Raw genomic sequence first — 26,837 nt, 5'->3', positions numbered from 1 at the left:
CATGACCTTGAGTCGCAAGAAGACGAAGATCTCGGTCTATCTCGATCCTGAGGTCATGCAGATGCTGGCAGAGTTTGCCGCCCGGCGCGACAGATCCCAATCGATGGTGGCCGAGGCCGCGATCGCATCCTTCCTCTCCCCGGATGACGCAGAGCGCCGCGACGCGGTTCTGGCCCGACGCCTGGATCAGATCGACAGGCGGATCACCCGGCTGGAACGCGATGTCGGGATCTCCGTCGAAAGCCTGGCCGTGTTCATCCGTTTCTGGCTTGCGACAACTCCGGCTCTGCCGGAACCCGCAGCCAAGGCGGCTCGGGCCATGGCGGGCGAGCGTTACGAGGCATTCGTCTCGGCTCTCGGTCGGCGCCTGGCCCAGGGGCCGAAGCTGAGGCAGGAGGTGTCGGAGGACGTGGACAACAAAAAAGATCAAATGTGAGGAGACTAGAAGATTTTCCTAATAGGCGGTTTGGCCCCCCGGAGGGAGCCCGGGGAAGGCTCCCCAAAGGCGGGGGTCTGTAAAGACGATGAGTGTGAGGACAATGGCAACGTTTATGGCCCTGGAACGCAGAGCGTTCTCCATCCCCTGCTTTGCGTCATCGACCCAGCCCTCGATCTCAGAGGGCAACAGGCCGTCGGCCCGACTGGCCTCTGCGACCGTGGTCTTGCCCTGAGTGATCTACACGACCAGCGCCGACTTGCCCTTCGCTGTCCACCGCTTGATGCCCTCGTCCGTACTCACACTCATCGCTACACATCTCCCTATAGCATGAGCAAAAAATCAATCAGTCGATACAAGGCTGCCCGGCAGGGCCGCCGCGCCGGTGTGTTTGCTGACTTGGCCCGCCGTCATGAAGAACCGGATGGGGCATGCCCCTGCGTCCGTGGCGGCGTGCAGTTTGGCGTTCAGACCGCCTTTCGTTCGCCCGATCAGACGCCCGCGCTTGTCGTCGGGTCCCCTTTTTCGCCCGCAGCCTCGAAACCGTACGGTGCGCTTTCAGATAGGTTGCATCGGTCAACACGGTCTTCTGCTCTGTGCCTTTGGGTGCCAGCCCCTCCATTATCCGAGCGAAGACGGCCATGTCACCCCATCGCTTCCATCGGTAGTAAAGTGTCTTGGGCGGCCCGTACTCCCTGAGCGCATCACACCACCGCAACTCATTACGATTGATGAAGATAATGCCACTCAGCACGCGCCGGTCGTCAACCCTGAGCTTCCCATGCCTCTTCGGGAAGAATGGCCTCAGCCGATCCATCTGCTCGTCTGTCAGCTAGAAAAGGCCGCTCATCATCACCCCCGTTAGTCCGGGTGCGTGAATCACGCAGACCGCGCAGCATCAAGCCGACTAACAGGCCCTGACCCCAGTCACCGTTGTAGGGGTTCTCAAATCGCAGGGAAGAAATTCGCAGTTTTCGTCTTAAAAATTTGGGCAGTTCTCGCGCAGAAAGATCTCAAAGGCTGTGTAGGTCTCCGGCAAATCGGTTGTGTCGCCACGCTTGAAATGCGCCGCGAAGACCTCCAGCGTCTTGCTCGCCTCGATCCGGGGGTTCTGATCGATCACTGCATCCAGAACGCCCTTGCGTAGTAACTCGCAACGCAGTGGTGTCAGTTCGTGGGTTATGAATACCACCTTCCCGTCAAGCCCCTGTTCCTCGAGTGTCTTTGCGATCCGGTAATTGCCGGCAGAGATGTTATAGATGCCGCGCACGTCCTTCTCGACCTTGAGCGTTCGCTGCACCACGGCTGCGGCCCGTTGACTGTTCTCTTCGCTTTCGGCGATGTCCAGCAGCGTAACGTTGGGAAAGCGCTCGCGAAGAACTGCGCGAAAGCCCATTTCTCGCTCCTGGTGGCCGATAATGCGGTGATAGCCAAGCATGACCAACACCTTGCCCCCCTCGCGCCCGATGAACCTGCCCATCAGGTCGCCCGCAGCGCGGCCGATCCGGCGGTTGTCCGGGCCGATATAGGCAATACGCCCCGACTCCGGCAGATCGCTGACCAACGTGAGGACGGGAATGCGTTTGCTGACGGCAGAAAGGCAGCTTTCGACATCAGGATGAGCAGGGCAACAGATGGCCAAGCCGTCGTACAGGTTTGCCAGTTCGTTGATGCGCTGCACGATCACAGTGGAATTCACAGGGTCGAGATCATGAATGAAGCAGCGGATTCGAAAATCCTCGCTGCGCTCTTCAAGCGTCGAGAAGGCATCACGCATGGCGGCGAAGAACGGGTTGTCCGGTGACGGCAGCAGAACAGCGATGCGTAGAGTCTTTGCATGTGCGCGGTAAATCTTGCGGTCGAGATTGAGCCGCGACGCCCATTCCAGGACCTTCGCTTCCGATTTCGGGGAGACGCCTCCCCTGCGATTCACCACGCGATCAACCGTTGTTACGCTGACCCCGGCGGCTTTTGCGATCTCTTCGAGCGTTGTTTTGTTGGACATATTTCATAAATGGCAGAAACCCTTCATTTCGGCAAGTAGGAAGGTGGAAAGCCTTCATCTATACCAACCTTCACCGGTGCAAGAGGAGACCCACCGGTCACGGGAGGTTATCATGTCGAAAACGAACGATGCACGGGCGCAAGCCAGCGGACTGCGGCTGGGCGTCAGCCCTCTGTCCTGGGTGAACGAGGTGCTCGAGGATCTGGGTCACGATACCCGCGCCGAGACTATCCTCTCGGAGGCGAAGGCCGCAGGTTTCGAGGGCGTTGAAATGAGCCGCGCCTTCCCGAACGATGCCGCTCGCCTGACGGCGATGCTATCGGAGCATGGGTTGTCTCTGGTGTCGGGCTGGTACAGCGGCTTTCTCGCGGAGCGCAGTGTTGCCGAGGAGCTCGAAGAGGTACGCAGCCATGCCGATCAGCTTGAGGCCATGGGGTGCAAGGTCATGGTCTATGGCGAATGTGGCCATATGGCCGAGAACGCTCTGGATGTCCCGCTGTCTGCCCGGCTGACCTTGGCGAGCGGTGAGATGAAGGCCTATGGCGCGCGGCTGACGGAATTCGCGGACAAGCTCAAGGATATCTGGGGGCTCGACTTAGTATACCACCACCACCTGATGATGGTGGCCGAGACCTACGATGAGGTATGCGCGGTCATGGATAGCACCGGGCCCTCGGTGGGGCTGCTGCTGGACACCGGCCACGCCTTTGCCGGCGGCTTCGACTATGCGTTGCTGCTCGAGAAATACGCCCCGCGCATTCGGCATATCCACCTCAAGGATGTGCGCGCCGACCTCCTCGCCCGCGTGCGCGCCGAGGGGATCAGTTTCAACGACGGCGTACGCCTGGGCATGTTCACCGTGCCGGGCGATGGCAACGTGAGATTCGATGCGCTCGCCGAGTTCCTCGCTTCGGGTGCCTATGAGGGCTGGCTGCTGGTCGAGGCCGAGCAGGACCCCGCAAAGGCCCCTCCGGCCGAGACCGTGGCCCGTGCTTTCCGCTTCATCAGTGACACCATTTTCAACCGCGAAACGGTTTGACGCCGTTCGATCGGAGATCACCATGACAAAGAAGACTCTGAACATCGGCCTGATCGGGTCCGGTTTCATGGGGCAGGCCCATGCGGATGCGTTCCACCGGGCGGCGCTTCTCTATCGCAACCTGCCGCTGCGCCCGGTGCTGCACACGGTGGCAGATGCCACCGACGATCTGGCCGCTGTCGCCGCCAAACGCTTTGGATTTGCCAATGCGACCGGCGACTGGCGCACGATGCTGGCCGATCCAGAGATCGACGTGATCGACATCACCACCCCCAACGCCATGCATTTCGACATGGCGATGGAGGCGATCGCCGCCGGGAAGCACGTCTATTGCGAAAAGCCGCTGACGGTGACGCTTGAGGATGCGCGCAAACTCAAGGAGGCGGCGGCCAAGGCGGGCGTCAAGACGATGGTTGCCTTCAACAACATCAAGACCCCGGCCGCGCTGCTAGCGAAAAAGCTGATCGAGCGCGGCGACATCGGCACGCCGACTCGGTTTCGCGGCTGGTTCGACCAAGGGTTCTTCAACGACCCCGAGATGCCGTGGTCGTGGCGTTGCTCGCGCCAGCAGGCGGGCTCGGGCTCACTTGGCGACCTGGGCAGTCACGTTGTGTCCGTCGCGCAGTACCTCATGGGCGACATGGCCAGCGTGATGGGGCAGGAGCAGACCTTCTTCAAGACGCGCCCTGCGCCGGGTGGCGGCTCGGGCTATGGCGCCACCGTCGATGCCAGCGCCGCGCGCATGGAGGTCGAGAACGAGGACCAGTTCCAGGCGCTGGTGACCTTCGCCAACGGCGCGGGCGGTACCATCGAAAGCTCGCGCATCGCCGCGGGAAAGATCTTTGGCGTGTTCTGGGAAGTCTCGGGCACCGAGGGCACCATCGTCATGGATGGCGAGCGGTTCAACGAGCTCAAGATCGCGCGCTACAGCGACACCAAGCATGACCGCGGCTTCAAGACGCTACTTGCGGGTAGCCAGGTCGAACAGTTCGGCGGGTTCTTCGGCTTTGATTTCGCCGGCGGCGGTCTTGGCTATTTCGACGTGAAAGTGATCGAGGTGCATGACCTCGTGTGTGGGATCGCGGGGCAGGAAGGCTGCTTCCCTGACTTCGCCTTCGGCTATGAGAACCAGCGCATCATCGCGGCGATGGAACAATCCGTGGCCGAGGGCCGCCGCGTCACTTTGGGAGAGTGAGATGACCGGAATTGCAATCATGGGGGCGGGCCGCATGGCTCGTGTACACGCAGCCTCGATCGCCGAGGCGGGCGCGCATGTGGCGACGATCTACGATCCCGTAGCCGCCTCGGCCGAGGCGCTGGCCGCAGAGACCGGAGGGCGCGTCGCCGCCTCCCCCGAGGATGCGATGGGCGATGCGGCGGTGGATGCGATCATGATCGCCACCTCGTCGGACACCCATGTCGCGCTGTTGACGCTGGCAGGGCTGACCGGCAAACCGGTACTGTGCGAGAAACCCCTCGCGGCCTCCTATGCGGAATCGCGGGCCTTTATCGAGGCCGCGGGCGAAGACGCGGCGCGCCGGGTGTTTCTTGGCTTCAATCGCCGCTTCGACCGGGGCCATGCCTCTGTCCGCGAGGCGGTGAAGGCCGGGCAGATCGGCCGGCTCGAGCAGCTGACCATCACCAGCCGCGATCCGTTCCCGCCGCATCTCGACTACATCCCGCGCTCGGGCGGGCTGTTCCGGGACATGATGATCCACGATTTCGACATGGCGCGCTCCATCGTCGGATCCGAGATCGTGTCGGTCACCGCGCATGGCTCTTCGGTGGTCGATCCCGAAATCGGCAAGCTGGGCGACGTCGACACGGCTTCGGTCACCATGCTGGCCGAGGACGGCACCATCGTGACGATCCTCAATTCCCGCCGCTGCGCCTTTGGTTTCGATCAGCGCATCGAGGCCTTCGGGGCGCTTGGCATGGTGATGTCAGACAACCCGCGCCAGTCCGGCTTCCGAAGCTTCAGCAAGGAGGCGCCGGGCACTGACGCGCCGATCCTCGAGTTCTTCATGGAACGTTACGGCCCGTCCTACACGGCCGAGATCAAACTGTTCCTCGACTGCGCCCGCGAGGGCCGCGATATGCCGGTCAACGCCCTGGATGGTCACATGGCCGCCTATCTGGCCGAGGCCGCAACCGCCTCGCTCAAGCAGGGCAAGACCATCCATCTCACCGGCCTCGATCAGGAGTTCGACGCATGAGCCGCCACGCAGACACCATTGCCATCGTCACCGGCGGCGCGCAGGGCGTGGGCCATGCCATCGCCTCGCGCCTCGTGGACGAGGGCTGCACCCGGCTCATGCTCACGGGGCGCAGTGAGGCCAAGGGCGCGAAGGCCGTCGAAGGCTTTGCCGCGCGCGGGGTCGAGGCCGAGTTCACGTCGCTCGACCTTCAGGATCCGGCGGGCTGCCTTGCGCTGGTCGAAAAGACCGTGGCACGTTTCGGCGATGTCACCGCGCTGGTCAACGCTGCGGCGTTGGGGGCGCGGGGCAGCATCACCGATACGTCGCCCGAACTGTTCGACGAGATGTTCAACACAAATGTACGCGGGCCGTTCTTCCTGATGCAGGGTTTTGTGCGGCATCGGCTGACGGCTGGCGGCGGCGGGCATATCGTCAACATCCTGTCGAACTGCGCCCATTGCGGGCAGTCCTATCTGTCGCCCTATTCCTCGTCCAAGGGGGCGCTGGCGACGCTGACCAAGAACGTCGCCAACGCGCACCGTTTCGACAGGATCCACTGCAACGCGATCCTGCCGGGCTGGATGGACACCCCCGGCGAGAACGGCACCCAGCGCAAGTACCATGGCGCGACGGACGGCTGGCTGGAGCGGGCAGAGGCCGGGCAGCCCATGAGGCAGCTTGCCAAGCCGCACCAACTCGCCGGACTGGCGGCCTACCTGCTCAGCGCCGAAAGCGGCGTCATGACGGGGGCGCTCATCGACTATGACCAGAACATCCCGGGCGCCTATCCCGAATAGGCCCCGCGATCACCGGCCCCGGCGAGCGGGGCCTCCATAACCAGGGAGGAGACCTGAACCATGAAGAAACTTCTGTTTGCATCGGCCGCACTGGCCTTCGTCGCGGGGGCAGCATCCGCCGACCGCTATGTCTTGATCACCCACACCATGGGCACTGACCCATTCTGGCCCATCGTTGAGACCGGCGGGCGTGAAGCGGCCGAACAGATCGGAGCGGAATTCGAGCACAACTTTGCTCCGTCCGGCGACATGGCCGATATGGCACGGCTGATCGAATCTGCCACCGCAACGCAGCCTGACGGGATAATCGTGTCACTTCCTGACCCCGATGCTCTGGGGGGCGCGGTGACCGCTGCGACCGAGGCCGGCATTCCGGTGATAACGATCAACTCGGGCGAGGAGTATTCCAAGCAGTTCGGTGCCATGATGCATATCGGCCAGAGTTCAGCCGTCGCCGGGCACGGTGCGGGCGAGCGATTGCTGGAGGAAAAAGGGGAGATTGGCCGGGCGCTCTGCCTCAACCACGAGGCGTTCAACACCGATCTCGTAACCCGCTGCGAAGGATTCTTCGACGCCATTGGCCAGGATCTGAATATGATTGACGTCTCCAACGACGTCGCACAGATCACGACGCGGACGGCGGCAGCGCTACAGTCGGACCCCGAGATCGATACGCTGTTGGCGGTGGCACCTCACACCTGCGAAGCGGCCACAACGGCAATCGAGGAAGTGGGAGCTGAGGATGTGAACCTCGTCTGTTTCGATCTCAGCACCGGCGTCATCAATCTTATCGAGGCGGGGAAGGTCGATTTCACTATCGATCAGCAGCCGTACATGCAGGGCTATCTCGGGGTAATCTTCCTCAACCTCTATAACACGCGGTCGGGCATGATGCCGCCGATCGACGTGCCGTCAGGGCCGGGATTCGTCGACCAAGGCAACGCCGCCGCAGTGCAGGCACAGGCCGGCACTTATCGCTGATCCAGCAGAGCACACTCGCCGGGGGGCGGCACATGCCCCCCGTTTCAGGGTCGGGAGGAAATCATGACAGATACGACAACACCCGCCGGAAGTACCACCGGTCGGACCGAGGCAGACCGGTTGCAGAAGGGCAGCCGCCTGTCGAGGCTGGTCCGACGCCCGGAAATCGGTGCCTTCGTGGTGATGCTGGTGGTGATCGTCGCCATCGCCTTTGCTTCGAACGGCAATGCCTTCAACCCGCTGGGGCTCAAGAACAACTTCTCGGTTATCGCTCAGTTTGGGATCATCGCGACGGGCGCCTGCCTGCTGATGATCGCCGGAGATTTCGACTTGTCGATTGGCTCGATGATCGGCTTTGCGGGCATGTCGATGTCGATGATGCTGAAATGGGGACTGCCCTTTGGCCTCGGCCCGGCGACACCGCTCACCGCCTTCGCGCTGACGCTGGTTATGACGCTGGCCATCGGCTGGCTGATCGGCACAATCGTGGTGCGCTCGCGCCTGTCGAGCTTCATCGTCACGCTGGCCTTCCTCTTCTTCCTGCGCGGCCTGACCGAGGTTTGCTTCCGGGTCATCAACAAGTCGACGCAGATCTCCGGCCTGCCGGATTTCAAGGAAACCTCGTGGTTCGCCGACCTCTTCGGAGGCGAGGTTTTCGGCTGGGCTTATGACATCTGGTTCATGCTGGGCGGTAACCTCAACCGGGCGGGCAACCAATGGGTCACCGGATTCGATGCGCGCTTCCTGTGGTGGATCATCGTCGCCTTCGTCGCCTATATTGTACTGTCCCGCACCCAGGCCGGAAACTGGATCTATGCCACCGGTGACAATGCCGACAGCGCCCGCGCCAACGGTGTTCCGGTCGACCGGGTTCGCATCTCGCTGTTCATGTTCACCGCCTTCTGTGCCACGCTCTTCGCCGCCTGCCAGGTGTTCGAGACCAACACTGCAGACGCCGCCAAAGGCAACCTTAAGGAGCTCGAAGCCATCGCCATCGCCGTCGTGGGCGGCACGCTGATGACCGGCGGCTTCGGCTCTGTGCTGGGCGTGGTGTTCGGCGCAATTACCTTCGGACTCGTCGCCAACGCCGTGTTCTTCATTCCGTCCATAGACGGCTCGTACTACCGCGTCTTCGTCGGTGTGGTGCTGCTGACGGCGGTGTTCCTCAATGAAAGCGTCCGCAAGCGCATCACAGGAGGGTTGTGATCATGACCGAGACTATCATCCGGACCGAAGGACTGGTTAAGAAATTCGGGCCATTCACCGCGCTCAACGGCATCGACCTCGAGGTGAAGAAAGGTCAGGTTCTGGCGCTTCTGGGCGACAACGGAGCCGGTAAGTCGACGCTGATCCGCATCCTGTCGGGGGTGCACAAGCCGACCTCGGGCAAGATCTTCGTGGAGGGCAAGGAGGTCTCCTTCAACTCCCCACGAGATGCCTCCGAAGCGGGTATCGGCACGGTTTATCAGGATCTTGCGATCAACCCGCTGATGAGTGTGACACGTAACTTCTTCATGGGCCGGGAGCTTTACAAGGGGCCGCGTCCCTTCGGGCTGCTGGACATGAAGACTATGGACGAGATTGCCCATGCCGAGATGGTCAAGATCGGCATCGACGTGTCCGATCCGCGCCAGGCCGTCGGCACCATGTCGGGCGGCCAGAGGCAGACGCTGGCCATCGCGCGGGCAATCTACTTTGGCGCCAAGGTACTGATCCTTGATGAGCCGACTTCAGCTCTGGGGCAGAAGCAGCAGATGGGGGTGCTCAAGACGATGATGAAGGTGCGCGCCCAAGGCGACATCGCCATCATCTTCATTACCCACAACGAGATCCATTCTCAGCTTGTGGCCGACAGCTTCACCTTCCTCGCGCTTGGCGAAGTCATCGGGCGTGGCGGCAAGGACGAGCTGGAGCATGACGAGATCCGCCGCCTGATGGCGGGCGGTGCCGAGATCAGTGATCTCGCGAAGGAACTTGCAGCCGTTTCGGTCGGCTGAACCGGAATGACCCCGAACCTCCTCCCACAGTGAGGGGTCGCAAGCGCCGGAAGGGGATTTCTTCCACCCTTCCGGCGCCACCAGAAAAGAGAGCCGCAAATGAGAAAGACACTGGACGTCATCACCATCGGCCGCGCGGGGGTGGACCTCTACGGCGCGCAGATCGGCGGGCGGCTCGAGGACATGGGCTCGTTCGACAAGTACATCGGCGGCTCGCCCACCAACATGGCCTGCGGCACCGCACGGCTGGGGCTGAAGTCGGCACTGATCTCGCGCGTCGGCGACGAGCACATGGGCCGCTTCATCCGCGAGGAGCTGGTGCGCCACGGCGTCGAGGTCGCGGGCGTGAAGACCGATCCGGAGCGGCTGAGCGCGCTGGTGATCCTCGGCATCCGGGATCAGGAGCAGTTCCCGCTCATCTTCTACCGCGAGAACTGCGCCGACATGGCGCTGTGCGAGGACGACGTGGACGAAGCCTTCGTGGCCTCGGCCCGCGCCGTGGTCGCCACCGGCACCCATCTTGCGCATGACACCCCGCGCGCGGCGGTGCTCAAGGCGCTGGCGCTCGCGCGCAAGCACGGCGGACAGACGGCGCTCGACATCGACTACCGGCCGAACCTCTGGGGCGTGGCGGGGCACGGCGAAGGCGAGAGCCGTTTCGTCGAGAGCGCGCGGGTGACCGCGAGCCTGCAGGAGGTGCTGCACCTCTTCGACCTGATCGTCGGCACCGAGGAGGAATTCCACATCGCGGGCGGCTCGACCGACACCATCGAGGCCCTGCGCGCAGTCCGCGCCGTTTCGGGCGCGACGCTGGTCTGCAAGCGCGGCCCGATGGGCGCGGTGGCCTTCGAGGGCGAGATCCCCGACAGCCTCGACGACGGCCAGACCGGCCCCGGCTTCCCCATCGAGGTGTTCAACGTGCTGGGCGCGGGCGACGGGTTCATGTCCGGTCTGCTCAAGGGCTGGCTCGATGGCGAGACATGGCCGGTGGCGCTGAAATACGCCAACGCCTGCGGCGCCTTCGCGGTGTCACGCCATGGCTGCACGCCGGCCTACCCGAGCTGGGACGAGCTGCAGTTCTTCTTCGACCGGGGCATCGTTCGCCCCGACCTGCGCAACGACGCCGAGCTCGAGCAGGTGCACTGGGCCACCAACCGCCACGGCGACTGGTCGACGGTGCGCACCTTCGCCTTCGACCATCGGATGCAGCTCGAGGAAATGCAGGGCTACACGCTCGAAAAGGGCGGCGCGTTCAAGGAGCTGTGCCTGCAGGCGGCGCTCAAGGTGCAGGACGGGCAGGGCGGCTATGGCATCCTCTGCGACAACCGCATCGGGCGGTCCGCGCTGCATGCGGCCAGCGGCAGCGGGCTCTGGATCGGGCGGCCAACCGAGCTTCCGGGCGCACGCCCGATCCGGTTCGAGCCCGAGCTCGGCGAGGATCTCGGCCAGTTCCGGGAATGGGCGCGGGAGAACGTGGTGAAGCTGCTGGTCTTCTGCCACCCGGGCGACGACGCGGCGACGCGCGAGCTGCAGGAGGAGCGCGTCAAGCGGCTCTTCACCGCGGCGCGGCGCAACGGGCTGGAGTTCCTGCTCGAGGTCATCCCCTCGAAGGTCGGCCCCGTCGACGACGACACCACCGCGACGCTGATCCAGCAGTTCTACGACGCGGGCGTCTACCCCGACTGGTGGAAGCTGGAGCCGTTCAAGACCGAGGCGGCCTGGGCCAGGGCGGTCGACGCCATCGAGCGCAACGACCCGCGCACCCGCGGCATCGTGGTGCTGGGCCTCGACGCGCCCGAGGCGGAGCTGGCGCAGAGCTTCGAGCTGGCGGCGCAGCAGCCGCTGGTGAAGGGCTTCGCGGTGGGCCGCACGATCTTCGGCGACGCGGCGCGTGCGTGGATGAAGGGCGAGATGGAAGACGCAGAGGCCGTGGAACAGATGGCGGGGCGCTTTGCCCGGCTCTGCGGCCTCTGGGATGCGGCGCGGGCAGAGGCCCGGCGGACCGCCGCCTGACACGTGACGGGGAGAGGGGGCGCTGCCCCCGTCCGCTGACGCGGACTCCCCCGGGATATTTCTGGCCAGAGGAAGCAGCAACCCCTTGGCCATTCGAATGGGAGGGTGCCGGAATGAGCACGATCAGGCTGACCGCAGCGCAGGCCATGGTGAAGTGGCTCTCGGTGCAGATGACCCCGGAGGGGGACAGGTACATCGACGGGATGTGGGCGATCTTCGGCCACGGCAACGTGGCGGGCATCGGCGAGGCCCTGCACGCCTATCGCGACGTGTTCCCGACCTGGCGCGGGCAGAACGAGCAGACCATGGCCCATGCGGCCATCGCCTATGCCAAGGCATCGAGGCGCACCCGGGCTATGGCGGTGACCTCGTCCATCGGGCCGGGGTCGACCAACGTGGTGACGGCGGCGGCGCTGGCGCATGTGAACCGCCTGCCGCTGCTGATCGTGGCAGGTGATGTCTTCGCGACGCGGCGGCCCGATCCGGTGTTGCAGCAGGTCGAGGATTTCGACGACAGTACGGTCTCGGCCAACGACTGCTTCCGCCCGGTGTCGCGCTATTTCGACCGGATCTCGCGGCCGGAACACATTCTTTATGCTCTGCCGCGTGCGTTGCGGACGATGACCGACCCGGCCAATTGCGGCCCCGCGACGCTGGCCTTCTGCCAGGACGTGCAGTGCGAGGCTTTTGACTACCCCGAGGAATTCTTCGAGCCGCGCGTCTGGCACATCCGACGACCGCGCCCCGACCTTGATGAGCTGGGTAGGGTCGCGGCGCTGGTGCGCGCCGCGAAGCGCCCGGTGATCATCTCCGGGGGCGGCACGGTCTATTCGCAGGCGGAAGAGGCGCTCGGCGCCTTCGCCAGCAAGCACCGCATCCCGGTGGCCGAGACGCAGGCGGGCAAGTCGGGGCTGTCGCAGGAGCATCCGATGAATTTCGGCGCTTCCGGCGTGGACGGCTCTGCCGCGGCCAACGCCGCGTCGCAGGCCGCCGATCTGGTGATCGGGGTGGGCACGCGGTTCCAGGATTTCACCACCGGCTCGCGCACCTTGTTCGGGGCCGGGGCAAAGCTCGTCTCGATCAATATCCACGGCTACGACGCCGCCAAGCACGGCGCGGAGAGCCTCGTGGGGGACGCCAAGGTGACGCTCGAGGCGCTGTCGGAACTGCTGGGGGACTACCACGCCGAGGCGCCCGACGCCGGCGCCCGCGAGGACTGGCTGCGGGCAGTCGATGTCTATTGCGCGCGGCCCGACGATCAGGCTGCCAAGCCCACCGACGGGCAGGTCATCGGCGCGGTTCAGCGCGCCACCGGCGCGGACGCCGTGGCCATGTGTGCGGCGGGCACCATGCCGGGGGCGCTCAAGCTGCTGTGGAAGCCGAGCCAGGGCGGCTATCACATGGAATACGGTTACAGCTGCATGGGTTACGAGGTTGCGGGCGCCATGGGCCTCAAGCTCGGCGCGCCGGAGCGGGACGTGATCTGCTTCGTGGGGGACGGCAGCTACATGCTCGCCAACTCCGAGCTCGCGACGGCGGTGATGCGGCGCATTCCCTTCACCGTGGTGCTGACCGACAACCGTGGCTACGGCTGCATCAACCGGCTGCAGACCATGGGCTGCGGCGGCGAGCCGTTCAACAACATGTACGTCGACTGCAACGTCGAGGTGCAGCCCGAAATCGACTACGTGATGCACGCGGCCTCGATGGGCGCGCATGCGGTCAAGGCGTCGGGCACCGACCAGCTCGAGGCGGAGCTGAAGGCGGCGCGGTCCCGCGACATCCCGACCGTCATCGTCATCGAGACCGTCGCGAAGGACTTCCCCGGCACCGGGCTCGAGACCTCGGCGGGCGAGCACGGGTTCTTCTGGGACGTCGCCGTGCCCGAGGTTTCGGTGCGCGCGAAGCAGCGCGACCGCTTCGAGGAATACCTTGGCCAGATCGCCAGTGCGCGGCTGGTGAACTGAGCCGGCGAACGGAAGAAGATGATGATCAGATTCGGCACCAACCCCATCGCCTGGGCCAATGACGATGACCAGAGCCTTGGCGCGGACATACCGACCGACCGGATCCTCGACGAGGCGGGGCGCCTTGTCGGCTTCGACGGGATCGAGAACGGGCATCGTTGGCCGCAGGACCCAGAGGCGCTGCGCGTGATGCTGGCCGGCCACGGGCTGGCCTTCATCTCGGGCTGGCATTCGCTGAACCTGCTGGCGCAGTCGGTCGAGGAGGAGAAGTGCGCGATCCAGCGGCACCTGGACCGGCTGAAGCACAATGGCTGCGAGGTCTGCATCGTCTGCGAGACGTCGAATTCGATCCAGGGGCTGGCCGTGCCGCTGTCCGAGAGACCGGTTTTGGACAGTGACGGGATGACCGCCTTCGGCGCGAAGGTCGAGGACATCGCGGCCCATTGTGCGGCGCAGGGGATCACACTGGTCTATCACCACCACATGGGCACCGTCGTCCAGAGCCCGGAAGAGATCGACGCCTTCATGGCGGCGACCGGCCCCGATACGGCGCTGCTGTTCGACGCCGGGCACTGCCTGTTCGGCGGTGGCGAACCGGCCGATGTCCTGGCGCGCCATATCGAGCGCGTGAGGCATTTCCACGCCAAGAACCTGCGTCCGGCGATCCGGGCGCGCGTCGCGGATGAGGGCCTCTCGTTCATGGACGGGGTCCGTGCCGGTGTGTTCACGGTGCCCGGCGACCAGGAAGGCGCGATCGAGTTCGCGCCCCTGCTGCGCCTGCTGGCAGAGCAGGGCTATGACGGCTGGATCGTGATCGAGGCCGAACAGGACCCGGCCGTTCGTAATCCGCTGCTGTACCAAACCCTTGGGCTTCACACCCTGAAACGCATTGCCCGCGAGAGCGGCCTGATCTGAGGATCCCGACATGAGCCATCTTCTGCACCGCCCCTTCGGCACCCATGGCAAGGTACACGAGATCACCCCGACGTCGGTTGGCTGGCGCTACGTCGGTTTTGGCCTCTATCAGCTGCGGGCGGGGGAGCGCGTTTCCGAGGCCACCGGCAGCAACGAGGTCATTCTCGTCATCGTCGAAGGCAAGGCTTGGCTACAAGGCGCAGGGCGCGACTGGGGTGAGCTGGGCGAGCGCATGGATGTCTTCGAAAAGACCTCGCCACATTGCCTTTACCTGCCCAATGGCAGCGACTGGAGCGCGGAGGCCACGACCGATTGTACCATCGCGGTCTGTGCAGCCCCCGGCAATGGCGGCCACGAGGCACGGCGCATCGGCCCGGAGGGCATCGCGCTGACCCAGCGGGGCGAGGGCGGTAATACGCGCTTCATCAACAATATCGCGATGGAGAACGAGGACTATTGCGACAGCCTGCTGGTCACCGAGGTGTTCACCCCGGCGGGCAACTGGTCGTCCTATCCCAGCCACCGTCACGACGAGGATGACTTCCCGCGCATCACCTACCTCGAAGAGACCTATTACCACCGGCTGAGCCCGGCGGAGGGCTTCGGCATCCAGCGCGTCTATACTGACGACCTGCAACTGAACGAGACCATGGCGGTGCATGATGGCGATGTCGTCTGCGTGCCGCGTGGCCACCATCCCTGCGGCGCGCCGCACGGGTTTGAGATGTACTACCTGAATGTGATGGCCGGGCCACTTCGCAAATGGCGCTTTGTCGCCGCTCCGCCGGTGGAGCATTTGTTGTAGGCGCGCAAGTGATCCGCCTTGGCACGGTACGTGGCGGCAAGGCGTGGCTTTTTCCTTTCCCTCCTTCAAAGTGTGCCAGCCGGGGCCCTGCGGGCGGGGCGCGGGAACGTCACGACCCTCGCCGTTTCCCTGTCTTTGCACGCCACGCTACTAAGCCCCTCGGAACCCTGTTGAGTCCTAGGCTTTTACGTCTTTCTTAATCGACCCCGATCCAGGGCGGCCTGTTGGAGGCGCCCGCAAGGGAACGGGGCCGGCATGGCGAAGACCGATCAGAGACCAGAGGTGATCCGGAGAGGCGCGCGGATGCTGCGCACCGCGCTCGGGCCGGCGATCGCCGGGTTTCTGGACGACCCCATGACCGTCGAGGTGATGCTCAACCCCGATGGGCGGCTCTGGGTCGACCGACTTTCTGAGGGGCTGGCCGACAGCGGCAAGATGCTGAGCGCAGCGGACGGCGAGCGCATCGTTCGACTGGTCGCGCACCATGTCGGCGTCGAAGTTCATAGCCTGTCCCCTCGCGTTTCCGCAGAACTGCCGGAAACAGGCGAACGCTTTGAGGGGCTGCTTCCGCCCGTGGTCGCCGCTCCGGCTTTCGCCATCCGCAAACCCGCCGTCGCCGTCTTCACCCTCGAAGATTACGTCACCGCCGGAATCATGACCCCGACGCAGGCCGAGGCGCTGCGCCTGGCGGTCGCCACCCGCGCCAACATCCTCGTCGCCGGTGGCACCTCGACCGGCAAGACCACGCTGACCAATGCGCTGCTCGCCGAAGTGGCCAAGACCTCCGATCGTGTCGTGATCATCGAGGACACCCGAGAGCTGCAATGCTCAGCGCCGAACCTCGTGGCGATGCGCACCAGGGACGGTGTTGCAAGCCTGTCCGATCTGGTCCGGTCCTCGCTGCGTCTACGCCCCGATCGTATTCCGATCGGCGAGGTGCGTGGCGCCGAGGCGCTGGACCTGCTCAAAGCCTGGGGCACCGGCCATCCCGGCGGCATCGGCACCATCCATGCCGGATCCGGGATCGGCGCGCTGCGCCGTCTCGAACAGCTCATCCAGGAAGCCGTCGTTACCGTGCCCCGTGCCATGATCGCGGAGACCATCAACCTCGTGGCCGTCCTGTCCGGACGTGGTTCCGCACGCCGTCTGGCCGAACTGGCCTGTGTCGAGGGCCTCGGGTCGGACGGCGACTACAGGATTTCACCTGCCATTTCAGAACCCGCCATCCCTCACGAACCAGGAGATCTCGAATGATCCGTCACGCCTTGCGCATTCGCCGCCACATCGCCACGGCAGCCGCCACTACTTACGTCAGCCTGTTCATCGCTCCGGCTGCGCACGCCTCCGGGTCTTCCATGCCCTGGGAAGCGCCTCTGCAATCCATTCTCGACTCCGTCGAGGGGCCGGTGGCCAAGATCGTGGCGGTGATCATCATCATCGTCACCGGTCTGACGCTGGCCTTCGGCGATACCGGCGGCGGCTTCCGGCGGCTGATCCAGATCGTCTTCGGGATTTCCATCGCCTTTGCGGCCTCGTCCTTCTTCCTGAGCTTCTTCAGCTTTGGTGGCGGAGCGCTGATTTGATGGTGACGACCGTTGGCCCGCAGGGACACGAAAGGCTCCGGGGGAGCGTTTCGAGGGAGGAACGCCATGAGCGGTAGCGAATGGCAGAGTTTCGAGGCCCTCGACACGGTGCCGGGGTTCAGCGTGCCGGTTCACCGCGCGCTGACCGAGCCGATCCTCCTCGGCGGAGCCCCGCGCTCGGTCGCCATCCTGAATGGCACGCTCGCCGGTGCGGTCGGCCTCGGACTTCAGCTCTGGCTGTTAGGGATCCTGATCTGGGCTGTCGGCCACATCGCTGCCGTCTGGGCGGCCAGGCGCGATCCGCTCTTCGTCGAGGTCGCGCGCCGCCATCTGCGCATTTCCGGTCATCTCTCGGTGTGAACTCCCATGATGAATCTCGCAGAATACCGCCGCACCGCCTCGCGCCTTGCCGACTACCTGCCCTGGGTCGCGCTGGTCGGGGAGGGCGTGGTCCTCAACAAGGACGGCTCGTTCCAGAGAACGGCGAAGTTTCGGGGGCCCGATCTCGACAGCGCGGTCGCGGCCGAACTGGTCGCGGTCGCCGGGCGGCTGAACAACGCTTTCCGTCGCCTCGGTTCCGGGTGGGCGATCTTTGTGGAAGCACAGCGCTCTGAGGCCGCGACCTATCCGGTGAGCACCTTCCCGGATGCGGCATCGGCGCTGGTCGATGCCGAGCGCAAGGCCGGTTTCGAGGAGGAGGGGAGCCACTTCGTATCCGGTTATTTCCTGACCCTCCTCTGGCTTCCGCCTGCCGAGGACGCGGCGCGTTCGGAGTCCTGGCTCTACGAGGGCCGCGAGACCTCAGGTGTGAACCCCTGGGAACAGGTGCGCGGCTTCATCGACCGTACCGATCGCGTGCTGGCGCTGCTCGAAGGCTTCATGCCGGACTGCCACTGGCTCGATGACGCCGCTACGCTGACCTACCTGCATTCGACGATTTCGACCAACCGGCACCGCGTGCGCGTGCCCGAGGTGCCGGTCTATCTCGACGCGCTCTTGCCCGACCAGCCGCTGGCCGGCGGGCTGGAGCCGCGCCTGGGTAATCATCACCTCCGCGTCCTGACGATCACCGGCTTTCCCGGCGCCACGACCCCGGGCCTGCTCGACGAACTGAACCGGCTGGCCTTTCCCTATCGCTGGTCGACCCGGGCCATTCTCATGGACAAGCTGGACGCAACCAAGCTTCTGACCCGGATACGCCGCCAGTGGTTTGCCAAGCGTAAGTCCATCGCCGCGATCCTCAAGGAGGTGATGACCAACGAGCAATCCGCGCTGGTCGACACCGATGCCGCGAACAAGGCGGCCGATGCGGACTTAGCCCTGCAGGAACTTGGGGCTGATGTGGCTGGCATGGCCTATGTCACGGCCACGATCACGGTCTGGGACGAGGACGTCCGCCGCGCTGACGAGAAACTGCGGCTGGTCGAGAAGATCGTCCAGTCCCGCGATTTCAGCGTCATGGTCGAGACGGTCAACGCCGTCGATGCGTGGCTCGGAAGTCTGCCCGGCCATGCCTATGCCAATGTCCGCCAGCCACCGATCAGCACATTGAATCTCGCCCATATGATCCCGCTCTCGGCGGTCTGGGCGGGGCCGGAAAAGGATGAGCATTTCGGCGACGCTCCGTTGCTCCACGCCAGGACCGAAGGCTCCACCCCGTTCCGGTTTTCTCTGCATGTGGGGGATGTCGGGCACACCCTGGTCGTCGGCCCGACCGGCGCGGGCAAATCCGTGTTGCTGGCGCTGATGGCGCTTCAGTTCCGCCGGTATCCTCGCAGCCAGATCTTCGCCTTCGACTTCGGCGGTTCTATCCGCGCCGCTTCGCTCGCCATGGGCGGCGACTGGCATGACCTCGGCGGAGAACTGACCGACGCGGACGAGAACTCCGTCTCGCTGCAACCGCTGGCCCGCATTCACGAGACGTCAGAGCGTGCCTGGGCGGCCGACTGGATCGTCGCCATCCTGACGCGCGAGAACATCCAGATCACCCCGGATGTGAAGGAACATATCTGGACGGCACTGACCTCGCTGGCCTCGGCCCCTGTGGGCGAGCGGACCATCACCGGTCTCGCGGTCCTGCTGCAGTCCAACGACCTCAAGCAGGCGCTCCGCGCATACTGCGTGGGTGGACCCTATGGCCGGCTGCTCGATGCCGAGACCGAACAGCTGGGTTCGGCGGATGTGCAGGCCTTCGAGATCGAGGGGCTGGTGGGAACAGGCGCGGCGCCCGCCGTCCTCTCATACCTGTTCCACCGGATCGGTGATCGGCTCGACGGACGCCCGACGCTGCTCATCATCGACGAGGGCTGGCTCGCACTCGATGACGATGCCTTCGCGGAGCAGCTCCGCGAGTGGCTGAAGACGCTGAGGAAGAAGAATGCTTCGGTGATCTTCGCGACGCAGAGCCTCAGCGACATCGACGGCAGCGCCATCGCGCCTGCTATCATCGAAAGCTGCCCGACGCGGCTCCTGCTGCCGAACGAGCGGGCTATCGAGCCGCAGATCACGGCTATCTATCACCGCTTCGGCCTCAATGACCGGCAGATCGAGATCCTCGCGCGGGCGACGCCCAAACGCGACTACTACTGCCAGTCGCGGCGCGGCAATCGGCTGTTCGAGCTGGGTCTCAGCGAAGTCGGGCTGGCGCTCTGCGCGGCATCGTCCAAATCGGATCAGGCGCTGATTGCCGAGATCTGCGCCGGGCACGGCCAAGACGGCTTCCTCGCCGCCTGGCTGAAGGCGCATGGCCTCGATTGGGCCGCCGATCTGATCCCCGACCTCACCAATCTCGCCATCGACGCGGACGGGGCATCTCCGGCCTCCGCTGTTGTTGAGGACGCCGACATCGACCTTGAAGAAGAGGAAGTCACACCATGACACGCAAGATCACGCCCCGGTTTGCCGGCCCGTCGCTGCTCGCCCTCGCGCTGGCGATGCCCATGGCCATGTCGCCCATCGCAGCGCCGCCCGCGCACGCGCTCTTCGGCATCGGCGGCGGGCCTTTCATCGTCTATGACCCGACCAACCACGCGGAAAATCTCCTGACCGCGGCGCGCGCTCTGGAGCAGATCAACAACCAGATCGCACAGCTCCAGAACGAAGCGCAGATGCTGATCAACCAGGCGCGCAATCTCGCCAACCTGCCGTATTCCGCGCTCCAGCAGATCCAGCAGAACGTCAGCCGCACGCAGCAACTCCTGGCCCAGGCGCAGAACATCGCCTTCGACGTGCAGAGCATCGACCAGATGTTCCAGCAGGACTATGGCAACCTTTCCCTGACGGCGACCGACCAGCAGCTGATCGCCGAGGCCCGGTCCCGTTGGGAGAACACCGTCGGTGGCCTGCAGGATGCCATGCGCGTGCAGGCCGGTGTCGTCGGCAACATCGATGCCAACCGTGCCGAGATGTCCGCGCTCGTGGGGCAGAGCCAGAACGCGGTCGGTGCTCTGCAGGCCACGCAGGCGGGCAACCAGCTCCTCGCCCTGCAATCGCAGCAGCTCTCGGATCTGATCGCGGTGATCTCGGCAAACGGTCGCGCCAATGCGCTGACCGAGGCCGAGCGCGCCACCGCTGCGGAACAGGGCCGCATCCAGCGCGAGCGCTTCCTGACGCCGGGCGCGGGCTACCAGCCCGGCAACGCGCAAATGTTCAACTGAGGCCGGGAGGGGAGACGATGGAGGGGAAGGCGCTGGCCCGGATCGCGGCCATCGTGTTCGTGGCGATCGCGATCACCGCCACGGTGATCGAGATCACACGCGAGGAAGCTCCCGTGCCGGCCAGCACCGCGCACGCGCTCCAGCCGTCTGCCGATCCTCTCCGCGCGACGCTGCGCCGGTGCCAGCAGCTTGGCGTGGCCGCTTCCAGCGATGCCGATTGCCTCGCCGCCTGGGCCGAAAGCCGTGACCGGTTCCTCGGCCGGACGCCTGCACCCGAAGCGCAGCAGCGTCCGGGAGATCAGTGAGCCATGGGTGGAATCGGCGTCATCGACAACTTTCTGGGCATCTTCACCAGCTATATCGACAGCGGGTTCGGCCTGCTCGGGGGCGAGGTGGCCTTCATCGCCACCACGCTGATCGTGATCGACGTGACGCTGGCCGCGCTGTTCTGGGCCTGGGGCGCCGATGACGACATCATCGCCCGACTGGTGAAGAAGACACTCTTCGTCGGCGTCTTCGCCTATATCATCTCCAACTGGAACAACCTCGCCCGGATCGTCTTCGAGAGCTTCGCGGGCCTCGGTCTGATGGCCTCGGGCACCGGGTTCTCAACTGCTGATCTTCTGCGCCCCGGCCGCGTCGCCCAGACCGGGCTCGAGGCCGGACGACCGCTGCTCGAAAGCATCTCCGATCTGATGGGCTGGGTCGCTGTCTTCGAGAACCTCGTCCAGATCCTCTGCCTGTTCTTCGCCTGGGCGCTGGTGATCCTCGCCTTCTTCATCCTCGCGGTGCAGCTCTTCGTCACCCTGATCGAGTTCAAGCTCACGACCCTCGCGGGCTTCGTGCTGATCCCCTTCGGCCTCTTCGGCAAGACCGCCTTCATGGCCGAGCGCGTGCTGGGCAACGTCATCTCCTCAGGCATCAAGGTTCTGGTCCTCGCCGTGATCATCGGCATCGGATCGACGCTCTTCGGTCAGTTCACCGCGGGTTTCGGAGGCGTGACGCCGACCATCGATGACGCCATGGCGATTGTGCTGGCCGCCCTGTCTCTGCTGGGCCTCGGTATCTTCGGCCCCGGCATTGCCTCAGGTCTGGTGTCCGGCGGGCCGCAACTTAGCGCGGGGGCGGCCATAGGCACCGGCCTTGTCGTTGGTGGTGCTGCGATCGGGGCCGGAGGGGCGACCATGCTCGCAGCGCGCGGGGCCGGGTCCGCGCTCTCCGGAGGTGCCACCCTCGCACGCGGCGGCGCCACCGCGGCGGGCGCTGCCTCGAGCGCCTACACGCTCGGCTCGATGGGTGGAGGTGGTCTCTCCGGTGGGATGGCTGGTGTAGCGCGCGCCGGGGCCGCCGCTGCGGCATCACCGCTCAAGAAGGCCTCCTCTCGCGCGGCTGGCGGGATCCAGTCCAGCTACGCCGAGGGCGTCAAGGGCGGTGTTGCGGCGACGGGCGGAACCACCTCGATGGGCACGGTCGGCGACGCGGCACCTGAGCTTGGCAGCTCCAGCCCGTCCGCCTCCGAGGGCCCGCCAGCTTGGGCGAAGCGCATGCGCCATAGCCAGGCCGTGAGCCATGGCGTGCGCGCTGCCGCCCACGCCGTCCGGTCGGGTGACAGCCACGGCTCGGGCTCCTCCGTCAATCTCTCCGAAAGGGATCGCTCATGAACCTCTTCAGGCGCTCCGCCACGCATTATGGCAAGACACCTCAACCAGAGACGCCTTACCAGAGGGCTGCGCAGGTCTGGGATGAGCGTATCGGCTCCGCCCGTGTTCAGGCCCGCAACTGGCGCTACATGGCCTTCGGCAGCCTGATCCTCGCGGCGGGTTTTGCTGGCGCCCTGGTTTGGCAATCCGCACGCGGCACGGTAGTGCCCTGGGTCGTTCAGGTCGACGCGCTCGGCGAGGCCCAGACCGTCGCTCCGGCCTCCGCCGATTACGAGCCGACCGATCCGCAGATCGCCTTCCATTTGGGTCGTTTCATCGAACAGGTCCGGTCGATCCCCGCCGATCCGATTATCGTGCGGCAGAACTGGTTGCGCGCCTATGAGTTCACCACGGATCGAGGGGCGGCCGCGCTCAACGACTTCGCTCGCGCGAACGACCCGTTCACACGCGTCGGTCGTCAACAGATCGCTGTCGAGGTGTCCTCGGTCATCCGGGCCTCGCCGGGATCGTTCCGCGTTGCCTGGACCGAGCGTCACTACGAGAACGGTCAGCTTTCCACGACCGAGCGCTGGACCGCGATCCTGACCGTCGTGATCCAGACCCCGCGCCGCGCCGAGCGCCTGCGCGCCAATCCCCTCGGAATCTATGTCAATGCGATCTCCTGGTCGCGGGAGATGAGCCAATGACTGAAACTCATGTTCGTGCAATCAGGTCTTCGAGCGTCAGGAGGCCGATGTTGGTGGCCCTGCTGCTATCCGCATCCGTGCTGGCGGGATGTGCCAGCAACCGGGTGCCGGAATTCAGCTACGACGAGTCCGTGCCGCCGCTGCCCACTCCGCCCGCCTCGGCTGCCGAGGAACGTCCTCGGCCGCTGCATAGGCCGCCGGCCTGGACAGTGGCGCATGGCGGAGCGGCGGCAGGCACACCGACTGGCCGTATCGAAAACGCCAATGCGGCCGCCCGAGTCGAGCCGCGCCGCGAGGGTTATTACAATGCGATCCAGATCTATCCCTGGTCGGAAGGTGCTCTCTATCAGGTCTATGCCGCGCCGGGTCAGATCACCAATATCGCACTCGAGCCGGGCGAGCGCCTAACCGGCGCAGGCCCGATCGCCGCAGGGGATACCACGCGCTGGATCATCGGCGACACGGAGAGCGGGTCCGGATCCACCGCCCGCGTCCACATCCTCGTCAAACCGACGCGGGACGATATCTCGACCAATCTGGTGATCAGCACTGACAGGCGGGTGTATACGATCGAGCTGCGTGCACGCGAGGCGCTCTACATGCCCTCGGTCGCCTGGGCCTATCCGGCAGCGCCCCGTGGTGGGCGACAGGCTGTAGCAACCGCGCCGACCATTCCGGCGCCCTCTGCCCGCAATCATCGCTACGGCTTGCAGATCCAGGGGGAGAGCCCGCCCTGGCGCCCGGTTTCCGTGTTCGACGATGGCCGTCGCGTTTATGTCGTCTTCCCGGCTGGCATCGCCCAGGGCGAGATGCCGCCACTCTTCGTGCTCGGCGCCGACGGAGAACCGCAGATCGTCAACAGCCGTATCCACCGGAACGTGCTGATCGTGGATCGCCTCTTCGGTGCGGCGGAGCTCCGTCTGGGGGCAGGAGACCGCCAGCAGGTGATCCGGATCGTGCGCATGGAGGAGCGCGAGGCGGATGCGCGGACGGAGGGGGATGCGCAAAGGGGAGGGGCGTCATGAGTGACACCAATCCTGCAGCGCCGATGCGTCTGCGCCCCGATCCGCCGCGCGTGACGAGGCTGTCGCGCAAGGTTCTGGCCGGTGTCGGAGCGGTCGCGCTGTTCGGCATTGGGGGTGCGCTGATCTATGCTCTCCAGACCCGTGAGGCAGGGCCGGGAGGTGGAGAACTCTATTCCATCGACAACCGACCGGCCGCGGACGGGCTGGAAGGGTTGCCGTCCGACTATACCGGACCGGTTCTGGGACCCGCACTGCCCGGTGACCTCGGGCGGCCGATCCTCGACGCGCAGGAGCGGGGAGTGCCCGTAGGCCCTCCGCCGATTGTGGGACCGACCGTCGATCCGGACGCGGAGCGCCGCCGGGCAGAGGAGGAAACCGCGCGCCTGAGCGGTGTCTTCTTCCAGACGGCGTCTGGCAGGGCAGCGACGGCCGGGGTCGGCGTGAGTCTTCCGGGCCTGGGGGGCTCCGAGCAACCTGAGGGGAGCCGGCATACGGCTTTCCTCAACGGTCCGGTGGACCGGCAAACCGTCGCATCGGATCGCATTCAGCCGCCAGCCTCGCCGTACATCCTTCAGGCGGGAGCGGTGATACCCGCCGCGCTCATCACCGGCATTCGCTCCGATCTCCCGGGGCAGATCACCGCGCAGGTCACCGAGAATGTCTATGACAGCCCGACCGGATCGCTGCTGCTGATCCCACAAGGAACCCGCATCATCGGCCAATACGATGACGGTGTGACGTTCGGCCGACGCCGCGTTCTGCTGGTCTGGAACCGCCTGATCCTGCCGGGTGGTCAATCCATCGTTCTCGAACGTCTGCCAGGCGCGGATGCGAGCGGCTATGCCGGCCTCGAAGATGGCGTCAACTACCATTGGTGGGATCTGATGCGCGCGGCGGGTCTGTCCACACTGCTCGCGATCGGCGCGGACATCGCCACCGATGACGAAGACCGCCTGGTCCAGGCGATCCGCGATGGCGCGGTGGACACGATCAACCAGGCCGGTCAGCAGATCGTACAGCGTCAGTTGCAGGTCGCGCCGACACTGACCATCCGTCCGGGGTTCCCGGTCAGGATCATCGTCACCCGCGATCTGGTATTCGAACCGGCAGGAGGTTGATCATGTCGAAACTCAAGCTTGGGCCTTTGCCCGATGACAAGCCGGTGAAGGTGACAGTGGAATTACCCGCGTCCGTTCATCGCGATCTGGTCGCCTATGCGGAGGTGTTAGGGCGGGAGACAGGCCAGCCTGTAGCCGATCCTGTCCGGCTGATCGTGCCGATGCTGGAGCGGTTCATGGCGACGGATCGCGGGTTCGCGAAGGCGAGGCGTGCGGCTCAAATCCACAGAGATGCTCACTGATAGCCGCGCTTCTTTCCGCTTTCCGACCCTGCTTTTGTCCTCGCCATGCTCAGAAGACGCCTGAACGCGGGGTTGTCGTTATTCGGCGACCAGATTGCAGAAAATGGAAGGCGCTCGCCCTTGATCGGGCGAAAGACCACTCCCGGATGGTTCGTCACCGTCATCGCCTCGCTGACCACGGTCAAACCTCGCCCAATGGCAACCAATGACAGCAGGTTATCTCGACTTACGGATTGCACGTGTATGTCAGGGTGCCAACTGAGGTCTGCCAGCTTCCTCACCAGATAGTCATAGATCTCTTGGCCCGGCGCTGTTTCGCTGACCATGAAAGCCTCGCCGCTAAGCTCGCGCCAGTCGACTGCTGTCCGGATGGCTAACTCATGGCGTTCAGGCAGGACAACGAAAACACCTTCCGACCACATCAATGCGCTGTCGCAATCTTGCCAGGTTCGGGTTCCGGTTAGGAAAGCGACGTCGAGTTTGAGCCCGCGAATGGCAGCGACGTGTTCTTCCGGGTTTCCATCGATCAATTCGATCTGCACATGATTGTGCTGCTCCCCGAAGGAGCGCAGCAATTCGGCCAGAAAGCCCGAGGCAATCGATGAATAAATGCCAACTCTTATACGGCCGTTTTCCGATCTGCCAAGTGCCGCCATCGCGTGCAAGCTCTCATCAAGCCCGCGAATTATCTGACGTGCGCGAGGTAGAAATTGTTGCCCGGCGCGGTTTAGGGCCACACCGCGTCGATGACGGTGGAACAAGGATGTTCCGAGGCGATCTTCGAGATCGCAGATGCATCGACTGATTGATGACTGCGGGACACCCATCGTGCTTCCAGCCTTTCGGAAACTGCCATGATCGGCTGCATTAACGAAGCACCGCAGGTGCCGAAACTCAATGTCACGTGCTCTCCTTTTCATCGTGTGTCATCCGCTCGATGCCCCCATAGGTGGGTCTCGCACTCGATCGTGCAGGGTTCTGGTGCCGTGCTTTTTACGAGATCGTTCGTCCATTTTAGCTATGTGAACTGCTAGGAAGTACTTTTGCGGAAGACCAGTCCCGGGCAACTGCCTGAAGTTCCAACCGGACCTGCATCGCTCTCTCCCGATTGGATTTAGCCGTCCAAGACTGGAGAAGTGTAGGTCGTCGTGCCGACAGCACGGTGCCGCCGGCACGCCATTTGGCATCAGGCGTTTTTCACCTCGATGCGCTTGACCTTGGCCTGCGCCTCCGGGGTCTGCGGCAGCTTGATCGTCAGCACGCCGTTCTTGAAGCTGGCATCGGCCTTCTCACCGTCCACTCCCGGCGGTAGCGGGATCGTGCGATAGATCGCGCCATAGCTGCGTTCGGAGAGATAATAGCCCTTCTTCTCCTCCTGCCGCTCGATCTTCTTCTCGCCCTTGATGGTCAGCATGTCGTCGGTCACGGTGACCTCGATGTCCTTCATTTCCATCCCGGGCAGTTCGATCGATACCTCCACGTGATCTTCGGTCTCGACCACGTCGGATTTCGCGTCGCCGCCTCCCCAGGGCCAGTCGAAATCGCCGACGCGGTTCCAGAAGCCTTCAAACACACGGTTCATGTCGCGTTGAAGGGTGGCGATGGGGTTCTGGTCATCACTTTTCGGGTCGGGCGCATGATCCTTCCGCGCCCAAGGGATCAGGTCCTTGATCTGCATGTGAGTTCTCCTTTCTTCTTTTGGGTGCGACATGT

At 64.6% G+C, this 26,837-nt stretch carries 26 protein-coding genes and 2 pseudogenes; 23 read left to right on the top strand and 5 right to left on the bottom strand.

Annotated features, from left to right (window positions below; genetic code table 11):
• Window position 1 precedes the first annotated feature (1 nt).
• The gene (locus M4578_RS08055; protein ID WP_258092930.1) at window positions 2-436 is read left to right on the top strand and encodes a CopG family transcriptional regulator; all 435 of its coding nucleotides are present in this window, start codon (window positions 2-4) and stop codon (window positions 434-436) included.
• A 345-nt stretch (window positions 437-781) separates the two neighbouring features.
• Here the strand turns inward: M4578_RS08055 and M4578_RS08050 are convergent.
• Together M4578_RS08050 and M4578_RS08045 are read right to left on the bottom strand one after the other, a co-directional pair.
• Window positions 782-1,253 (bottom strand): annotated as a pseudogene (locus M4578_RS08050) (IS5 family transposase); the annotation flags it as partial.
• Between the two features lie 162 nt (window positions 1,254-1,415).
• On the bottom strand, window positions 1,416-2,441 hold the full coding sequence (locus M4578_RS08045) for a LacI family DNA-binding transcriptional regulator (RefSeq protein ID WP_258092929.1): 1,026 nt from the start codon (window positions 2,439-2,441) through the stop codon (window positions 1,416-1,418).
• 112 nt (window positions 2,442-2,553) lie between these two features.
• Here M4578_RS08045 and iolE (M4578_RS08040) point away from each other — a divergent pair, with 112 nt between their 5' ends.
• The 22 genes from iolE (M4578_RS08040) to M4578_RS07935 all read left to right on the top strand — a co-directional run bounded on the left by iolE (M4578_RS08040) (window position 2,554) and on the right by M4578_RS07935 (window position 25,124).
• Window positions 2,554-3,480 (top strand): myo-inosose-2 dehydratase, encoded by a 927-nt coding sequence (gene iolE / locus M4578_RS08040; protein WP_258092928.1) that lies wholly within the window; start codon window positions 2,554-2,556, stop codon window positions 3,478-3,480.
• 22 nt (window positions 3,481-3,502) lie between these two features.
• Window positions 3,503-4,675, top strand: coding sequence for a Gfo/Idh/MocA family protein (locus M4578_RS08035; RefSeq protein WP_258092927.1), 1,173 nt, complete (start codon window positions 3,503-3,505; stop codon window positions 4,673-4,675).
• Between the two features lies 1 nt (window position 4,676).
• Entirely contained in the window at window positions 4,677-5,696 is a 1,020-nt protein-coding gene (gene iolG, locus M4578_RS08030) for an inositol 2-dehydrogenase (RefSeq protein WP_258092926.1), read from the top strand.
• On the top strand, window positions 5,693-6,475 hold the full coding sequence (locus tag M4578_RS08025; RefSeq protein ID WP_258092925.1) for an SDR family oxidoreductase: 783 nt from the start codon (window positions 5,693-5,695) through the stop codon (window positions 6,473-6,475). The genes iolG and M4578_RS08025 overlap by 4 nt, the downstream gene beginning before the upstream one ends.
• Window positions 6,476-6,535: 60 nt before the next feature.
• Window positions 6,536-7,456, top strand: coding sequence for a substrate-binding domain-containing protein (locus M4578_RS08020; protein ID WP_258092924.1), 921 nt, complete (start codon window positions 6,536-6,538; stop codon window positions 7,454-7,456).
• A 63-nt stretch (window positions 7,457-7,519) separates the two neighbouring features.
• The gene (locus M4578_RS08015) at window positions 7,520-8,662 is read left to right on the top strand and encodes an ABC transporter permease (protein ID WP_258092923.1); all 1,143 of its coding nucleotides are present in this window, start codon (window positions 7,520-7,522) and stop codon (window positions 8,660-8,662) included.
• A 2-nt stretch (window positions 8,663-8,664) separates the two neighbouring features.
• Window positions 8,665-9,453 (top strand): ATP-binding cassette domain-containing protein, encoded by a 789-nt coding sequence (locus tag M4578_RS08010; protein WP_258092922.1) that lies wholly within the window; start codon window positions 8,665-8,667, stop codon window positions 9,451-9,453.
• A 99-nt stretch (window positions 9,454-9,552) separates the two neighbouring features.
• Complete coding sequence (locus M4578_RS08005) at window positions 9,553-11,466, top strand: bifunctional 5-dehydro-2-deoxygluconokinase/5-dehydro-2-deoxyphosphogluconate aldolase (protein WP_258092921.1); 1,914 nt, start codon at window positions 9,553-9,555, stop codon at window positions 11,464-11,466.
• 113 nt (window positions 11,467-11,579) lie between these two features.
• Window positions 11,580-13,433: a 3D-(3,5/4)-trihydroxycyclohexane-1,2-dione acylhydrolase (decyclizing) gene (iolD, locus tag M4578_RS08000; protein WP_258092920.1), complete on the top strand. Its 1,854-nt coding sequence runs from the start codon at window positions 11,580-11,582 to the stop codon at window positions 13,431-13,433.
• Window positions 13,434-13,451: 18 nt separating this feature from the next.
• Window positions 13,452-14,348 carry a myo-inosose-2 dehydratase gene (gene iolE, locus M4578_RS07995; RefSeq protein WP_258092919.1) on the top strand — a complete coding sequence of 299 codons (897 nt, stop codon included), beginning with the start codon at window positions 13,452-13,454 and terminating at the stop codon, window positions 14,346-14,348.
• Between the two features lie 10 nt (window positions 14,349-14,358).
• Window positions 14,359-15,153: a 5-deoxy-glucuronate isomerase gene (gene iolB / locus M4578_RS07990; protein WP_258092918.1), complete on the top strand. Its 795-nt coding sequence runs from the start codon at window positions 14,359-14,361 to the stop codon at window positions 15,151-15,153.
• Between the two features lie 303 nt (window positions 15,154-15,456).
• A complete protein-coding gene (trbB, locus tag M4578_RS07985; RefSeq protein WP_446276536.1) occupies window positions 15,457-16,407 on the top strand; it encodes a P-type conjugative transfer ATPase TrbB in 951 nt (316 codons plus the stop codon).
• Window positions 16,404-16,736, top strand: a complete 333-nt coding sequence (locus M4578_RS07980) for a TrbC/VirB2 family type IV secretion system protein (protein WP_258092916.1) — start codon at window positions 16,404-16,406, stop codon at window positions 16,734-16,736. Before trbB ends, M4578_RS07980 begins: the two co-directional genes overlap by 4 nt.
• Window positions 16,737-16,802: 66 nt before the next feature.
• Window positions 16,803-17,096 (top strand): VirB3 family type IV secretion system protein, encoded by a 294-nt coding sequence (locus M4578_RS07975; protein ID WP_258092915.1) that lies wholly within the window; start codon window positions 16,803-16,805, stop codon window positions 17,094-17,096.
• 6 nt (window positions 17,097-17,102) lie between these two features.
• Window positions 17,103-19,613 carry a conjugal transfer protein TrbE gene (gene trbE / locus M4578_RS07970; RefSeq protein ID WP_258092914.1) on the top strand — a complete coding sequence of 837 codons (2,511 nt, stop codon included), beginning with the start codon at window positions 17,103-17,105 and terminating at the stop codon, window positions 19,611-19,613.
• Window positions 19,610-20,392 (top strand): P-type conjugative transfer protein TrbJ, encoded by a 783-nt coding sequence (gene trbJ / locus M4578_RS07965; protein ID WP_258092913.1) that lies wholly within the window; start codon window positions 19,610-19,612, stop codon window positions 20,390-20,392. Before trbE ends, trbJ begins: the two co-directional genes overlap by 4 nt.
• 17 nt (window positions 20,393-20,409) lie before the next feature.
• Window positions 20,410-20,697 carry a putative entry exclusion protein TrbK-alt gene (gene trbK-alt, locus M4578_RS07960; protein WP_258092912.1) on the top strand — a complete coding sequence of 96 codons (288 nt, stop codon included), beginning with the start codon at window positions 20,410-20,412 and terminating at the stop codon, window positions 20,695-20,697.
• A gap of 3 nt (window positions 20,698-20,700) precedes the next feature.
• Window positions 20,701-22,053 carry a P-type conjugative transfer protein TrbL gene (trbL, locus tag M4578_RS07955; RefSeq protein WP_258092911.1) on the top strand — a complete coding sequence of 451 codons (1,353 nt, stop codon included), beginning with the start codon at window positions 20,701-20,703 and terminating at the stop codon, window positions 22,051-22,053.
• Window positions 22,050-22,739, top strand: a complete 690-nt coding sequence (gene trbF, locus M4578_RS07950) for a conjugal transfer protein TrbF (RefSeq protein ID WP_258092910.1) — start codon at window positions 22,050-22,052, stop codon at window positions 22,737-22,739. The genes trbL and trbF overlap by 4 nt, the downstream gene beginning before the upstream one ends.
• Window positions 22,740-22,786: 47 nt before the next feature.
• The gene (trbG, locus tag M4578_RS07945; RefSeq protein ID WP_258092909.1) at window positions 22,787-23,764 is read left to right on the top strand and encodes a P-type conjugative transfer protein TrbG; all 978 of its coding nucleotides are present in this window, start codon (window positions 22,787-22,789) and stop codon (window positions 23,762-23,764) included.
• Window positions 23,761-24,882, top strand: coding sequence for a TraB/TrbI/VirB10 family type IV secretion system protein (locus M4578_RS07940; protein WP_258092908.1), 1,122 nt, complete (start codon window positions 23,761-23,763; stop codon window positions 24,880-24,882). Before trbG ends, M4578_RS07940 begins: the two co-directional genes overlap by 4 nt.
• Window positions 24,883-24,884: 2 nt before the next feature.
• The gene (locus tag M4578_RS07935) at window positions 24,885-25,124 is read left to right on the top strand and encodes a DUF2274 domain-containing protein (protein WP_258092907.1); all 240 of its coding nucleotides are present in this window, start codon (window positions 24,885-24,887) and stop codon (window positions 25,122-25,124) included.
• On the opposite strand, the gene M4578_RS07930 is transcribed toward M4578_RS07935, so the two are convergent.
• From M4578_RS07930 to M4578_RS07920, 3 genes and pseudogenes are all read right to left on the bottom strand, one after another.
• Window positions 25,118-25,780: a LysR family substrate-binding domain-containing protein gene (locus tag M4578_RS07930; RefSeq protein ID WP_258092974.1), complete on the bottom strand. Its 663-nt coding sequence runs from the start codon at window positions 25,778-25,780 to the stop codon at window positions 25,118-25,120. The genes M4578_RS07935 and M4578_RS07930 overlap by 7 nt on opposite strands.
• A 117-nt stretch (window positions 25,781-25,897) precedes the next feature.
• A pseudogene (locus tag M4578_RS07925) lies at window positions 25,898-26,044 on the bottom strand (LysR family transcriptional regulator); the annotation flags it as partial.
• A gap of 266 nt (window positions 26,045-26,310) precedes the next feature.
• Window positions 26,311-26,802, bottom strand: a complete 492-nt coding sequence (locus M4578_RS07920) for an Hsp20/alpha crystallin family protein (protein WP_258092906.1) — start codon at window positions 26,800-26,802, stop codon at window positions 26,311-26,313.
• Window positions 26,803-26,837 lie beyond the last annotated feature (35 nt).

It is taken from the genome of Salipiger pentaromativorans (genome assembly GCF_024721115.1).
Lineage (GTDB): Bacteria > Pseudomonadota > Alphaproteobacteria > Rhodobacterales > Rhodobacteraceae > Salipiger > Salipiger pentaromativorans.
This window is presented reverse-complemented; position numbering and strand designations above follow the sequence as displayed.